The 14,736-nt window shown below is 64.5% G+C and carries 13 protein-coding genes; 3 read left to right on the top strand and 10 right to left on the bottom strand.

All coding sequences use genetic code 11. The features are described 5' to 3' along the window. Positions 1-141: 141 nt before the first annotated feature. From ilvC to V1479_RS10110, 7 genes are all read right to left on the bottom strand, one after another. Positions 142-1,224, bottom strand: a complete 1,083-nt coding sequence (gene ilvC, locus V1479_RS10140; protein WP_368802860.1) for a ketol-acid reductoisomerase — start codon at positions 1,222-1,224, stop codon at positions 142-144. Further along, positions 1,187-1,843, bottom strand: a complete 657-nt coding sequence (locus V1479_RS10135; RefSeq protein WP_368802775.1) for a TetR/AcrR family transcriptional regulator C-terminal domain-containing protein — start codon at positions 1,841-1,843, stop codon at positions 1,187-1,189. Before V1479_RS10135 ends, ilvC begins: the two co-directional genes overlap by 38 nt. A 179-nt stretch (positions 1,844-2,022) precedes the next feature. Next, positions 2,023-3,111, bottom strand: coding sequence for a DUF2218 domain-containing protein (locus V1479_RS10130; protein WP_368802774.1), 1,089 nt, complete (start codon positions 3,109-3,111; stop codon positions 2,023-2,025). Further along, positions 3,108-4,367 (bottom strand): MFS transporter, encoded by a 1,260-nt coding sequence (locus V1479_RS10125; protein ID WP_368802773.1) that lies wholly within the window; start codon positions 4,365-4,367, stop codon positions 3,108-3,110. The genes V1479_RS10130 and V1479_RS10125 overlap by 4 nt, the downstream gene beginning before the upstream one ends. 5 nt (positions 4,368-4,372) lie before the next feature. Continuing rightward, positions 4,373-6,484 (bottom strand): TonB-dependent siderophore receptor, encoded by a 2,112-nt coding sequence (locus tag V1479_RS10120; protein WP_368802772.1) that lies wholly within the window; start codon positions 6,482-6,484, stop codon positions 4,373-4,375. 150 nt (positions 6,485-6,634) lie between these two features. Next, positions 6,635-7,864: an FAD-dependent oxidoreductase gene (locus V1479_RS10115; protein WP_368802771.1), complete on the bottom strand. Its 1,230-nt coding sequence runs from the start codon at positions 7,862-7,864 to the stop codon at positions 6,635-6,637. A 22-nt stretch (positions 7,865-7,886) separates the two neighbouring features. Next, positions 7,887-8,297 carry a winged helix-turn-helix transcriptional regulator gene (locus V1479_RS10110; RefSeq protein ID WP_368802770.1) on the bottom strand — a complete coding sequence of 137 codons (411 nt, stop codon included), beginning with the start codon at positions 8,295-8,297 and terminating at the stop codon, positions 7,887-7,889. 121 nt (positions 8,298-8,418) lie between these two features. On the opposite strand from V1479_RS10110, the gene V1479_RS10105 reads away from it, so the two are divergent. Next, positions 8,419-9,306 carry an SDR family oxidoreductase gene (locus V1479_RS10105; RefSeq protein WP_368802769.1) on the top strand — a complete coding sequence of 296 codons (888 nt, stop codon included), beginning with the start codon at positions 8,419-8,421 and terminating at the stop codon, positions 9,304-9,306. Between the two features lie 37 nt (positions 9,307-9,343). On the opposite strand, the gene V1479_RS10100 is transcribed toward V1479_RS10105, so the two are convergent. Both V1479_RS10100 and V1479_RS10095 read right to left on the bottom strand, forming a co-directional pair. After that, a complete protein-coding gene (locus V1479_RS10100) occupies positions 9,344-11,275 on the bottom strand; it encodes a potassium transporter Kup (protein ID WP_368802768.1) in 1,932 nt (643 codons plus the stop codon). Between the two features lie 108 nt (positions 11,276-11,383). After that, entirely contained in the window at positions 11,384-12,130 is a 747-nt protein-coding gene (locus tag V1479_RS10095) for a pyridoxine 5'-phosphate synthase (RefSeq protein WP_368802767.1), read from the bottom strand. Between the two features lie 115 nt (positions 12,131-12,245). Here V1479_RS10095 and V1479_RS10090 point away from each other — a divergent pair, with 115 nt between their 5' ends. Both V1479_RS10090 and V1479_RS10085 read left to right on the top strand, forming a co-directional pair. Next, the gene (locus V1479_RS10090; protein ID WP_368802766.1) at positions 12,246-12,653 is read left to right on the top strand and encodes a SpoIIAA family protein; all 408 of its coding nucleotides are present in this window, start codon (positions 12,246-12,248) and stop codon (positions 12,651-12,653) included. 63 nt (positions 12,654-12,716) lie between these two features. Next, positions 12,717-13,610, top strand: a complete 894-nt coding sequence (locus tag V1479_RS10085) for a hypothetical protein (protein ID WP_368802765.1) — start codon at positions 12,717-12,719, stop codon at positions 13,608-13,610. Here V1479_RS10085 and V1479_RS10080 read toward each other — a convergent pair. Further along, the gene (locus tag V1479_RS10080) at positions 13,594-14,721 is read right to left on the bottom strand and encodes an ATP-dependent DNA helicase (RefSeq protein WP_173190611.1); all 1,128 of its coding nucleotides are present in this window, start codon (positions 14,719-14,721) and stop codon (positions 13,594-13,596) included. The genes V1479_RS10085 and V1479_RS10080 overlap by 17 nt on opposite strands. Positions 14,722-14,736 lie beyond the last annotated feature (15 nt).

Here is a 14,736-nt window from a genome sequence, read left to right as displayed (position 1 = left end):
TCCTCCAACGCGCCCCGCCCGCGAATCGCAGCCTAGCAAAAAATCGAGCCGCGGTGTGGGCCGCGGCTCGATGAGGTTTCGCAATGCTTTACCGCCAGCGCCGGGTACAATCCCTACGGCAGGCGGAAACGACGGCGCCGCCTAGTTACGGGCCTTGTCGACCAGCTTGTTCTTGGCGATCCACGGCATCATGCCGCGCAGCTTCTCGCCGACTTCCTCGATCTGATGGCTATCGTTCATGCGGCGGATGCCCTTGAATCGCGCCATGCCGGAGCGGTACTCCTGCATCCATTCCGAGGTGAACTTGCCGGTCTGGATGTCGTTGAGCACGCGCTTCATCTCGGCCTTGGTCTCAGCGGTGATGATGCGCGGACCCGACACGTATTCGCCCCACTCGGCGGTGTTCGAGATCGAGTAGTTCATGTTGGCGATGCCGCCCTCGTAGATGAGGTCGACGATCAGCTTCACCTCGTGAAGGCACTCGAAATAGGCCATCTCGGGCGCGTAGCCGGCTTCCACCAGCGTCTCGAAGCCGGCGCGGATGAGCTCGACCAGGCCGCCGCACAGGACGACCTGCTCACCGAACAGATCCGTCTCGCACTCTTCCTTGAAATTGGTCTCGATGATGCCCGAACGGCCGCCGCCGACGCCGCAGGCGTAGGACAGGCCGAGGTCGAGCGCGTTGCCCGAGGGATCCTGATGAACGGCGACGAGGCACGGCACGCCGCCACCCTTCTGATATTCGCCGCGCACGGTGTGGCCCGGGCCCTTCGGCGCGATCATCAGCACGTCGACGGTCGCCTTCGGCTCGATGAGGCCGAAATGGACGTTGAGGCCGTGGGCGAAGGCAATCGCCGCGCCGTCACGGATGTTGGGGGCGATCTCGTTCTTGTAGATGTCGGCCTGCAGTTCGTCGGGCGTGGCCATCATCATCAGGTCGGCCCAGCCAGCAACTTCCGCAACCGTCATGACCTTGAGCCCATCGGCTTCCACCTTGGCCGCGGTGGGCGAACCGGCCTTGAGGCCGACGGCGATGTCCTTGACGCCTGACTCCTTGAGGTTGAGCGCGTGGGCACGGCCCTGCGAGCCATAGCCGATGATGGCAACCTTCTTGCCCTTGATGAGATTGAGATCGGCGTCGCGATCGTAATAAACCCGCATGTCGTTTCCTTCCCTTGCGTTGATCTCAGCCGGCGCTCGCCGCCGGTGTCGGTTTTGCCCCATAGAGAGCGAAGAACTGCCGCGTGGCGCGTGCGGCATCCCGCGCGATCCCCGCCTCAGTCATTTCCAGCCGGTCGCCGAGCAGCAACCGGATCTGAATGTCGCGGCCGACGAGGCCGAAAAAGGTGCGAAACGCCTCCTCGGCGTCTTCGAATTCGATCAGGCCCGCGGTTCGGGCGGCTTCGAGCAGCGGCTTCAGCCGCTCGCCGATGGCGAAACGCCCGTTGGCGAGCACGATGCCGCCAAGATTGCTCTTGGCCGAACTGGCATGAGCCACGGCGACCTGGTTGAGCGCGATCGAGGTGGGCGACGAGATCACGCCGAGCCAGTTCACGGCAAACCGCTCGAGGCTCTCGCGCAACGCAGCCGCATCCAGCTTCTGCCGGTCATAATTGCCAGCACGGACCTGGGAAGCCTGCCATTTGACGGTAGCGGTGAGCAGGCCATCCCGGTCGCCGAACCATTTGTAGAGCGTTTCCTTGGAGCAGCTCGCACGTCGGGCAACGGCCGTCATGGTCAGCGCGTCGCGCCCTTCCACCAGCAGCGCCAGCACGGCGTCGAGCACCTCGCCCTGGCGGGGCGTCAGCGTCTCCTCGTGCTCGATGGCGCTCGTTTCCTGCACCTGATCCGCCTCGTTGCGATGGTCCGGCAGAAGGCTTCAAAGCCCGTACCGTACGTTACGGTTCGGGTCTATCGCGCGAAATCCGGCGGATTGCAAGAGGGCCCCCAACAAGCGGCGCGGGAAATTTCATGTACTGACGAGCAGCCCTGCCCTGCGGCGCCGAAAGCCGCGTGCAATGGCTAGTCGCGGTCCTCGACTTCGCCACTCTTTCCTCGCCGCCAATAGGCGGCAATGAGGCTGCTGCCGCGCGGCAGATCGCATTCCTTGCGCAGGTATGTGCGGATCTCGCGCGCGGCGGCGTGCTCGCAGCCTGCCCAGATGAAGACCGAGCGGCCGTCTTCGGGCAGTGCCAGGCTTTTCACCGCGTCGGCCAGCAGCGGCGTCGTTCCGGCGGGCCTGCCCTCCCGCGAGAGCCAGCGGAGGTCGAGATCGGCCCTACTTGTCAGGGGCTGGCGTTCCGCGTCGTCGGCGATCTCGATCATGGCGACGACCTTGCGGCCGGTCGGCATCTCCTCGAGCATGCGGCCGATGGCGGGCAACGCCGTCTCGTCGCCCGCCAGAACGCACCAGTCCGCATCGCGCAGCTCGCCACCGCCCGGCCCGGTCATGCCGACGACATCGCCCGCCGCGGCTTCGGCGGCAAATGTCGCGCCCGGCATCGCGTCGCCCTCGTGCAGAACGAAATCGACATCGATCTCACCGGCTTCGACGTCGATGCGGCGAATGGTGTAGACACGATTGACCGGCCTTGGCCCTTCCGGCCAAGCCTGCCGCCCATCGGCCGCCATGACGGGCCAGACGGGGTTTATTCCTTTCTTCGGAGCGAGCAGCAGCCGCATATGCAGGCCGCCATAGCTGAAGCGCCGCAGATCCTCGCCTGCAAGCGTCAGCCGCCGCATGCGCGGCGTGACCTGAGCTGCGCGGACAACCCGCATCTCCCGGAAATAAGGCAAGGGCGCGCCTGCGCTTATACCGCCCTGCCACACAACATCGGGCACCGGGCCATCCGCGAATTCGCCGACGTGCTCGGTAACGCCCCATTGCAGGAAGGCGAGCGAGGTCTCGTCAGAGGCCTGAACGCGAAACTGCATGGCCTGTGCGCGCACTGCGGCCTCAACCGTACCGATGCCGAAATCGGCGCTCCAGCGCTCGTCGGAACCCGATACGGCGCCATGCTCGACGAAATGGTCGCGCAGCCGTGCCATCACGTCGAGCGGCGATGAAATGGCTATGGTGGTTTCGGCACGAAGATTGTGTTGCGTGGTCACTGGCTTTCTCCGACCGGCTCGAGCGTTGCGGGAATGTCGGGCGTTGTGCGACGCGTGACGAACGCGATAGCGGGTATCGTCGCAAGCGCGATCACGCCGGCCCCGGCAAAGAAGACGCCGTAGCCGAGATGCTCGGCCACGAAACCGGCGGCAACCCCGCCGGCCATGCTGACGAGAGCATCCATCGACTGGAACAACGTGAAGTCGACGCCGCCCTGACGCGGGTCGGACCAGTGCATGAACTGCGCATAGAGAGCGACGAAGCCAAGCGCCATGATGCCCGAGGAACTGGCGACAGCGACGGCGAGCAGCACCGGGAGCGGCAGGTCGATGAACAGAAGATCGCGCGCTGCGAATGTGCCCAGCGCAAGCGCCTGCAGCATCAGCGCAATGACCAGCACGGCACGCGCGCCAAGCATGCGCACCAGCGCCCCGCCAACAAGTGCGGCACCAAGCCCGACGACCATGCTGCCGGCCCCGTTGAGCAGCCCCAGGGTCGCGAGGTCGAGCCCGGCATCGACGAGAAACGGGCCAAGCATCATCAGCGCGGTCTTCTGTGCCACCACATAGAGCGCGGCGGCTAGCAGGCCCCGGCGTATCTCCGGCCGACGCAGGGCCGCGGCAAGCGACGGCACGTGCGCACGCTCCTCGCTCGCCCCGGCTGCCTGCGAGCGCAGCAGGAACGGCAATCCAAGGACCGCCAGAAGTGCTGCCATCGCCCACATCGCATCGGTCCAGCCGAGGCCGGCCACAAGCAGCAGGAACAGCCCGCCACCGATGGCGGACCCCAGATACGCGCCACCGACCTGGGCCGCGTTTGCCCAGCCGTGCTGCGAGCGCGGGAGGCTTTCGACCGCGTAGCCGTCGCACGCGATGTCGACGGTGGCCGCGGCAAGGGCCACGATCGTGAGACAGGCGAGAACGGGCGCCAGCGGGCTCGGCCCGAGCAGGCCAACCACGATCAGGCCGGCAATCGAGATGATGCCACCCACGGCGACGATGACGCCGGAGCGATTGCGGCCCACCGGCGGCAGGCGATAGCGCTCCACCATCGGCGCCCACAGGAACTTCAAGGCCCACGGCAGCGCGATCAGCGAGAGAAGCCCGACATTATCGAGCGACAGGCCCTGATCGCGCAGAACGGCCGGCAGCCCGGTCCACGTCACCCCGCCGATGACGCTTTGCGCGACGTAGAGGCCGCCCACCGCGAACACGACCGCGGCGGGGTTGGCAGACACTGGCGTGCCGTCGGCCATCGGTGTCAGAACCGGTAGCGCAGGCTGCCGAAGACCGAGCGGCCTTCATCCCAGTAGCAGTTGCCGGCGGTGCAGATCTTCTTGCGCTCGTCGAACAGGTTCTTGGCGTTGACCTGCATCAGCAGGCCTTCGAGCTCAGGGTTGCGGACGCCGAAATCGTAGGAGACCGACGCATCGACGAATATGCGGTCATCGTTCTTGAACGAGTTCTGATCGTCACCGAAGCTCTCGCCGACATATCGCACGCCGGCGCCGAGCCCGAGACCAGCCATCGCACCGTCGCGGAACCGATACTGGCCCCACAGCGAGAAGATGTGGTTGGGCGTCGACGACAGCTCGTTGCCTTCGGTGCCGGCCGCACCCCTGTCGATCTTCATGCGCATGTAGGTGTATGAGCCGACCAGGCTGATGCCATTGTCCAGCGTCGTGGCGGCCTCCAGTTCGAAACCGCGCGAATTCAGGTCGAGCTGGCGCTGGCGCTGGTTGCCGGCATCGTCGAAGGTGCCGTCATAGACGACGCCGTCCGTCTGGTCGATGTTGAAGACCGAGGCGTTGATGATGGCGTTGTAGTCGGGGATTTCGTATTTGACGCCGATCTCGACCTGCTCGCCCCTGGTCGGCCGCGCGACCCGGCGCTCATTGGTGGCGCTGTCATAGACGAAGCCGATATTGGGCGAGAACGAGGTGGAGTAATTGGCGTAGGGGATGATGCCCCAATCCGTGCGGTAGGAAACGCCGACGCGGCCGGAAAACGCACTGTCCGTCTGCTCGGTCTCGTTGAACAGGTAGTCGACGCTCTGCGTGTCGACCCAGTCGTAGCGGCCGCTGGCGAACAGCGTGAAGTTGTTCCACTGCATCTGGTCATGCACATAAGCACCGATCTGGTGCATTCGCTGGCTGCCGGAGAACGACATCGGCATATTCTCGATGTCCTCGACCGAGACGTAGGACGTGGCGTTCTGTGCTTCGTAGTCGGTCCAGCTATAGTCCAACCCGGCGACCGCGACATGGCTTACCGGGCCGGTGTCGAACTCGAACTGGGCCTGATTGTCCACGACAAAATTCTTCGCGTTCTCCTTGTAGTGCCCCCAGTAGCGGGCGAGATCGTCGGGGTCGGACGGATCGACCAAGTAGTGGCCACTATATTGCAGATCGGCATCCACGGCGTTGAAGCGCAGGTTCTGGCGCACTGTCAGCGTGTCGTTGAAACGATGCTCGAGCTCGTAGCCGATGCGCCCCTGCAAGCCGGTGAAATCGTTCCAGGCCGGATCGCCTTCGTAGAGGTTCGACACCTCGCCGTAGGCCGGGTTGTAGAAGAACGCGGTTCCGCCGCTCACGGCCTGCGAGATTTCGCCCAGAACGGTCAGCTTGGTGCCCTCGTCCGGCTTCCAGGTGACCGCGGGCGCAAGATAGAGCTTGTCGTCGGCGTAGCCCGGAAGATCGGTGTTGGACTGACGCGCAAGGCCGGTCAGGCGGTAGAGCAGCGTGCCGTCCTCGTTTGCGGGACCGGACAGGTCGAACGCGGCCTGATAGCGGTCGTTGCCGCCCAGCAGCAGCTCGATCTCGCGGAAAGGCTCATCCTTGGGCCGCTTGGTGACCAGATTGACCAGCCCGCCGGGGCCGCTGATGCCGTAGAGCGACGACGCCGGCCCCTTGAGCACGGTCAGGCCTTCGATGCCGTAGGGCTCCGTCTTGAACCAGGCCGAGGGCCCGTTGTACTGGCGCAGCCCGTCCCGGAAGATGCCGTTATAGTAGGAAGGGAAGCCGCGCAGGGTGAAGGCGTCATAGCGGCTGTCAAAACCGAAGCCGTTGGGATTGGCGCTCGCCGTGTAGGACAGCGTCTCGTTGAGCGTGCGCGGCTTCTGGTCCTCGATCTGGTCCTGCGTGATGACCGAAATGGCCTGCGGAATATCTGCAATCGGCGTATCGACCTTGGTGCCGATCCTGTCCTGCTTAGCGACATAGCCCTCCTGCACAAGGATGTCGTTACTCTCTGACTGGATCTCGATGACGTCGAGAACGGTCGGGGCTTCCTGCGCGAGGCCGATCGTCGGCCATGCGAGAGCGCTCGCGGCAAGCAGAGCGGCGTTGAAGGTACGGAACGGACGAGCAGACACGACGGCCCCCTTGCGGCGTTGGAGGATTCCTTTCGGGTGCCAAAGAGGCTCCCTAGGCGCGACTGCTATAAAAGATGACTCTATGAGTCAACTTAGAGAATGTCGGGTTATGTCGATTGCAGCGTGGATGACCTATGACCCAGCGGCAGGTCAGGAGCGGTTCCAGTCCTTTTCCCGCAGCCCGAGCGGCCCGAAGGGATCAATGATGGTGCCGGCGACCATCGAGGCGAGGATTTGCGGGGCCGGCGGGACCTTTGCAACCGTTGCCACAAGCCGGTCGCGCAGCAGCGGCAGCAGAACCGAATCCGACTGATAGAAAGGCGTGAAGGCCGCCGAGAGCATCTGAAAGACGCGCACATGCAGCCTGCGGGAGCGGGCATAAGTGCCAAGCGCCGTTTCAAGATCTGGCGACAGCTCAAGGGCGTGGGCAAGCGCGGCCGCGTCGAGCAGCGCCATGTTGGCGCCCTGCCCGAGTTGCGGGCTGGTCGAATGCGCGGCATCGCCGATCACCGCCAGACGACGCCCCGCCGGCACCTTCAACGTGTGATGGCCGTAGCGCGCCAGTGTGAGCTGCGAGAAGTCGCCGATCTGGTCAAGGTAGGGAGTTGTCTCGGGCCAAAGCCCGGCGACCTGCTCCTTCCAGACATCGAGCCCGGCGGCGATTACCGCATCGGCGTTGTCCGGCTTGAGGCTCCAGAAGAAGGCCGCCTGCCCTTTGCCGCCCGGCTCGTCGCTGCCGATCGGCAGCACACCGATCATGACGCTGGCGCGGCGGTAGCGCTGCATCAGCGCGTTGGCGTCGAAGCCTTCGCCGACCCAGTCGAGTGTGGCCCAGAATGCGCCGTAGGTGAGCGGACGCCTGGTTGCAGGCCGAACCGAAAAGGCGGCGAGCGGGGAACGAGCGCCGCTGGCATCGACGACAAGGTCGAAGCGTCCGATGTCACGACCACCCGCCCGCTTGAGCGTCGCATGAGCGGAGCCCACATCCAGCTCCACGATCTCGCTGCCGGTCTCGATGGCGATACCCTGCGCTTCGACAGTACGATGCAGGACGCCAAACAGGGCCGCACGATGGACGGCAAGCCCGAAGCGGCCCTTGCGCTGCGCGTCATAGCGTACGTCCAGCACCGTGCGGCCGCTTTTCGCATCGCTGCCGCGGAGGCGATCTATGCGGCTGCCGCGCGTCATAATTTCGGGCAGCAGGCCGAGTCGATCGAGAACGGTGAGGCCCGTCGGCTGCAGGATCAGGCCAGAGCCGAGCGGCTTCGGTGTATCGAAGCGCTCGAAGACGGTGACGCGGTGGCCGGTGCGATGAAGGAACAGCGCCGCGGCAAGCCCGGCCGGTCCCGCACCGGCAATTGCAATATCGAGTGATTTCAAATGCTGCCCTGCCCGCCGACCTTCAGTCGCCCGCCGCGTCGAACTCCACCCGTGCCGCACGCACCTGCTGGTGATTGTTCTCGGCCCAGTGGAACAGGTGCTCGATCGCGTCGTACATCGAGCGACCGAGATCCGTCAGGCTGTACTCGACGCTGGGCGGCTTGGTTGGAAAGACTTCGCGGCTGACATAGCCGTCCCGCTGTAGATCGCGCAAGGTCTGGGTGAGCATGCGCTGTGAAATGTCAGGCACGAGCCTGCGCAGCTCGCCGAAACGGTACGGTCGCTCCGCAAGAGCCATCAGCAGCAAGGCGCTCCACTTCCCCGAAATGTTCTGCACGACCGTGCGGATCGGGCAGTTGTCGAGCCCGCCATTACCAACATTGGCGCGGTAGATCTCGATCTTGCGGCGCGCCGAAACAACCGTCGTGTCCATGGGTGGTTCCTTCAAGGTTACCAGCAGAGCCGAAACTGCCTCCTTTACGGGACGCGGTCAATCTACAATGTAGTGCTGGTCTCAAAATGAGAGCAACAACGCAACCAGCAGAGTTACCGCCATGTCCAACACGATCCTTGTCACCGGCGCGTCGGGCCATCTCGGCCGGGCCGTCATCACCCACCTCCTCGAAAGCCAGGGTGTCGAGCCCTCGCGCATCATCGCGGGTACGCGCGACCCGCAGAAACTGGCGGACCTCGCCGCGAAAGGCGTGACTGCGCGCCATATCGATTTCGACGATGCGGCAAGCCTGGAAAACGGCTTTGCCGGCGTCGGGACGGTTCTCGTCATCTCCACCGACGCGCTGGATGGCGCCGGGACGCGGCTACGCCAGCATAAGGCCGCAATCGCTGCCGCCGCAAAGTCCGGCGTCGGGCGCATCGCCTATACATCACTTCCCAAGGCAGAGAGTTCGCATGTCAGCTTCGCGCCGGATCATCATCAGTCCGAAGAAGCGGTGAAAGCCACCGGCCTTCCCCACCTGATCTTCCGCAATAGCTGGTATCAGGAAAACCTTCAGATGAGCCTGCCGCAAGCCGCGGCCAGCGGCCAGTGGTTCACCTCCGCAGGGAACGGGCGCACGGCTTTCGTCGCCCGCGACGACATCGCCGCGGCCATCGCAGCAGCACTCGCAAACCCGCCCGAAGGCAGCGTCACCTACACGCTGACAGGCGACGAGGCCTTCACCAACGCGGAGATTGCTGCGCTGGCATCGGATGTCATCGGCAAGCCGATCACGGTCGTCGACGTGAGCGACGAGCAGCTGGCCGGGGGCATGAAGGCTTCCGGCGTGCCGGAGCCGGTCATCCCGACGCTCGTCTCCTTTGACGTGGCTACACGGGAAGGTGATCTCGGGGCAATCACCACGGATGTCGAACGCCTGTCGGGCCGGAAGCCGCAAGCGCTGCGGGATTTTCTTGCTGCGAACAAGGCCGCACTGGCCGGCTAAAATGGCTGGGCGGCGCGGAATTCGCGCCGCCCTTCACTCAAAGCGTGACCTGAGTACCGATCTCGACAACGCGACCGGTGGGGATCTGGAAATAGGCGCTCGCGTCGCTGGCGTTTCGGGCCAGCACGATGAACAGCTTGTCCTGCCAGCGCGGCATCAGCGAGCGGCGCGAGATTTTCAACGACCGGCGCGACACGAAGAACGAGGTCGACATGATGTCGAACTTCCAGCCCAGCTTGCGGCAGACCGCGAGCGCCTTTGGCACGTTCGGCTGTTCCATGTAGCCGAACCGCAGCACCACTCTCATGAACAGGTCGTTGATCGGGGTGATCTGCGCGCGTGCTTCTTCGGCGACATAGGGGTCCTCGGTCATTTCGACGGTCAGGATCGCGTTCTGCTCATGCAGGACGTGATAGTGCTTGAGGCTGTGCATCAGGGCCGTCGGCGCGCTTTCCGGGTCGCTTGTCAGGAATACCGCCGTGCCTGCGACGAGGTGCGGCGGCTTCGCAGCCAGGTTGTCGGTGAGCAGCGCGAGGGGGATTTCCGTCTTGCGGGTCTTGCGGAACAGCAGCCTGCTGCCCTTGCGCCAGGTCATCATCATGACCGCGAGCGCCGCCGCCACTGCGATGGACACCCAACCGCCGTCCGTGAACTTCTGTGCGTTGGCCCACAGGAAGGTGACATCGAGCAGCAGGAAGGGCGCAACCACAAGTGCCGCCAGCAAGGCGGGCCGGCGCCAGGTGCGCCAGAAGACGAAGAACAACAGCAGCGCCGTCACCACCATCTCGCCGGCGACGGATATGCCGTAAGCGGAGGCGAGCGCTTCCGACGAGCCGAACTCGGCTACGAGAATGAAGACGCCGACGAGAAGCAGGAGGTTGACCTGCGGCATGTAGATCTGGCCGGACTGGGTCTCCGACGTATGCTGCACCTGAAGGCGCGGCAGAAGCTGAAGCTGGATGGCCTGACGCGTCAGCGAATAGGCGCCGGTTATCACGGCCTGGCTGGCGATGACTGTCGCCATCGTCGCGAGGACCACCATCGGCAGCGTCGCCCATGACGGAACCATCTGGAACAGGGGCTGCCCTACGAGGCCGCCATGCGAGATTACATAGGCGCCTTGCCCGAAATAGTTGATCAGCAGGGCGGGAAAGACGAGGGCGAACCACGCCAGCATAATCGGCCGGCGCCCGAAATGGCCGAGATCGGCATAGATCGCCTCCGCGCCGGTAACAGCAAGGAATGCCGCGCCCATGACGGCCAGCGACACACCGCCGTGGTCGACCAGGAACAGAACGGCGTAGCTGGGGTCGAGCGCGGCCAGCACGGCAGGATATTCGGCAAGCTCGATCGCGCCCGAAACAGTAAGCGTGAGGAACCACAGTGCGGTTACGGGACCAAAAACGCTTGCCACACCCGCCGTACCGAAGCGCTGGACGGCAAACAGCGCCAAGAGGATCGCCAGCGTGATGGCAACCACGTAATCCGAGAAAGCCGGGGTGACGACCTCAAGCCCCTCGACCGCCGAAAGCACGGAGATGGCGGGTGTAATGATCGCATCGCCGAAAAAGAGCGCTGCGCCAACCATGCCGAGGACCAGGATCAGCGGCGCGTAGCGGCCGGCATCGCGCCTGGCCAACGCCATGAGAGACAGCGTGCCGCCTTCCCTGTCGTTGTCGGCGCGCAGCACGAAAAGCACGTATTTCACCGAGACGATCAGCGTCAGCGACCAGACGATGATCGAAAGGATGCCGAGCATCTCGGCTTCAGTCGGCGGACGGTCTCCGGCCACGGCGCGGGTTGCCTCGCGCAGCGCGTAGATGGGGCTGGTGCCGATGTCGCCATAGACGACGCCGATCGCACCCAATGCGAGCGCGGTTGTCGTCTGTGACGTTTTGCGTGGGGTTTCCTGGCCGCCATTGGCGGCCAAATGGTCTGCGGCGGCAGAACCTTCTGCATTTTCATGCATGTCGTGCCCTCCTTCAAAGGACGGGCGCGGTTTCTACTCCTGTTGCAGTGCAACAACAAATGCTGCTTTAGGAGGGCTTGTACGCCTCGCCATGCAGTAGACGCACGACTACCACCCGCTTGCCGTCAGGAAACGGCGCACAGTTCCAGCCATGCCATGCTCCAGCGCGTCGGCCGTCAGGCCATGGCCGATCGACACCTCAGCCAGATGCGGAATACGCCGGGCCAGCGGCGGGAGATTGGCGACGGTAAGGTCGTGGCCTGCATTCACATCAAGCCCAGCCGCTCTGGCTAGCTCGGCCGTTTTGCCGAGTCTTTCCAGTTCCATGGCGGCTTTTTCTGCATCGTCATGGCAACCGCCATAGGGGCCGGTGTAGAGTTCGATACGGTCCGCACCGGTCGCCTGCGCCGCGGCGATCTGCTCCTCGGACGCGTCGGGATCGCAAAAGAGCGAAATCCGCGCGCCGGTCTTCTTCAGACGAGTGACGATCGCCTTGAGCCTGTCGCGGTTGGCGACGAAGTCCCAGCCATGGTCCGAGGTCGGCTGCTCCGGATCATCCGGTACCAGCGTCACCTGCTCGGGCTCGGCGGCCTCCACCAGCGCCAAAAAATCGCCTGTAGGATAACCTTCGATGTTGAATTCGGCCGCAGGAAACTCGTCGTCGATCAGCGCCCGCAGCTCCGGCAGGTCCGAATTGCGCGTGTGGCGCTGGTCAGGTCGCGGATGCACAGTCAGCCCGTGCGCGCCGGCGGCGAGCGCGATGCGACCCAGACCGGTCACACTCGGCCACGGCAGGTCGCGCCGGTTTCTCAACAGGGCGATGGCGTTCAGGTTGACGGAAAGCTTTGCAGGCATTGCTTGGCAGTCTTCTGGTTAAACGGTCGCGTCATCCTATATCCATTTGATGGGGAACAGACATCGGGTTTCGTGTGTTCCAGACCAAACTGCACGCGGAACGAAAGGAGCAAACATGCGGCCATTGGAACGGGTTCCGGCTGTCCGGCGTCTGGAAACGGACAAATCGACCGTTTTCGCCATCGAGATCACTGGCGAATTCACATCCGCCGACGCCGAAAATCTGTGCGGCCTTCTGGAGGGTGCCTTTGCGATTCATCCGACACTCGACCTGCTGGTGCGCCTTGTAGAGCTTCAGGAAGTGGACACTGCCGATCTTTCGCCGGAGACGAGCAGTTTCATGAAGGAACACGTCGCCCAGCATGTCGGACGATGTGCGATCATCGACGACGGCAGCTGGGCGGACCGCGTGACGCGGCTCTTCGACCCCGGCGACGGCATCGAGACGCGTCATTTCGCAACCGATGACGAGCCTGAGGCATGGCGGTGGCTTGGCGCGAACGAGATCGAAGAAAACATCTAGCGGCGCACTACCGCCGACGAACCGTCACATTGTTTACACCGCGGGCGTGCAGGTGAGCGCACCATGACCCATCTGCGCATTCTCGATTCGATCACCGACCGTGGCGACCCCCGCCGTCCCAACGAAGACGCAAGCGGAGGCGCGGCGAACTGCGCCTTCGTCATCGACGGTGCGACGGGCCTTGGCGAGAACATCATCGACGAGGCCGAATCGGATGCGGCGTGGCTGGCGAAGTTTGCAGCCGTAACCTTCGAGGAAGACGCGCTGGCCGGCTGCGCGGTGGCCAAGAGCGTCCGCAAGATCAATGAGCGCGTGTCGCGCATCATCGGCGATCTTGCTGGCTCCATGCCGGTCGATCCCTGGAACCTGCCCTGCGCCGGTTTCCAGATGATCCGGGTCGAGAAAGACGGCATCGTGAGCCATGGCCTCGGCGATTGCCGGCTGTTTCTGCAGGACGCGCTCGGCGCCACGCATGCGCTGAGCGCTATCGAAGGCGGCGCGGCGGCGGAGAACGAGGAGGCAAAGCGCGCCGTGGCCCATGCCGGCGGCCTGACCAAGTTCAGGTCGCTGTCGACCGAGCCCGAAATCCGCGCCGAACTGCGCCGCCGCCGGGCGCTCTATAACACCGATGGCGGGCCGGTCTGGACGCTGGGCGCCAACCCGGAAGCCGCTTCCCACATCGTCTCGCAGCCCCTGCCCGCTACGCTGCCGGCTCGCGGCCTGCTCTGCACCGACGGCTTCGCTGCGCTGGTGGATCTTTACGGGCGCTATGACGCCGCTTCGCTGATCGAGCGCGCACGTACGGATGGGCTCGTGCCGCTGCTGGCAGAATTGCGCGCGATCGAGCAGCGCGAAGACCCGGATGGACAGGCCTATCCGCGCTTCAAGGTTTCGGACGACGCCACGGCCGTGCTGTTCGAGATCGTGGGGGACCGCGCGGTCAGCGGACGACGGTAAGCCGCTCAGCCGCGCGCGTGATCGCGGTATAGAGCCAACGCTGGCGCGTGTCCTTGAAGGCGTAGCTTTCGTCGAAAAGCACGACCTCGTCCCACTGCGAGCCCTGCGCCTTGTGCACGGTCAGCGCGTAGCCGTAGTCGAAATCGTCGAAACGCTTCTTCTGCTGCCAGGGAATCTCGGCGTCAGGGTCCTCGAAGGCGGCCTTCAGCAGTTTGATCTTGGAGATGCCGCGATCGGGGTCGTCCTCTTCGGGCGAGACCAGCAGGTTGATGCCGGGCTTCACCGTCTCGCGCGACGAGGTCATCACCTTCCACAGGGAGCCGTTCAGCAGGCCCTTGGCGGGATCGTTGCGCAGGCAGACGAGCTTGTCGCCGGCCTGCGGGTAGGAGGCATCGAAACCTTTCAGCTCGCGCAGGCGCTGGTTGTAGCGGCGACGGGTGCGGTTGGTGCCGACAAGAACTTGGTCCGCCGCCAGAACGAGGTCCTGGTTCACCTCGTCACGACCGATCACCTTTGCCGTGCCGTAGTCGCCCTTCATGAATTCGCGGCCTTCGCGCACGTCCAGCGCCAGCCGGATGATCGGGTTGTCGCGCGCCTGCCGGTGGATTTCCGTCAGCAGGTGGTCCGGCTCGTGCTCGGTGAAGAAGCCGCCACCGGAAATCGGCGGCAACTGCGCGGGGTCGCCCAGAACGAGGATCGGCGTGCCGAAGCTCATCAGGTCGCGGCCGAGCTGTTCGTCGACCATCGAGCACTCGTCTACGACGACAAGGGCGGCCTTGGCGATGGGGCTCTGGCGGTTGAGCGAGAAGGTGGGGTTGATCGAGGTCTTGCCGGTGGTTTCGTCCTCGACCGCCTCCTCGCCGCGCGGGCGGTAGATCAGCGAATGAATTGTTCGGGCGTTGGTCGCGCCCTTGGCGCGCAGCACCTGCGCGGCCTTGCCGGTGAAGGCCGCGAACTGCACCTGGCCGTCGACATGCTCGGCGAAATAGCGCGCCAGCGTCGTCTTGCCGGTGCCAGCATAACCGAACAGGCGGAAGAGCGGCTTCTGCCCCTCCTTCAGCCAGCGGGCCACGGCGCGGAGTGCCTCGTCCTGTTGCGGTGAGAACTGCATCGCGCGTTAGTGCGG

The organism is Neoaquamicrobium sediminum, assembly GCF_040970315.1.
Taxonomy (GTDB): Bacteria; Pseudomonadota; Alphaproteobacteria; order Rhizobiales; family Rhizobiaceae; genus Aerobium; species Aerobium sediminum.
Note: the sequence above shows the minus strand (reverse complement) of the source record. Positions and strands in the feature narration are given on the sequence as shown.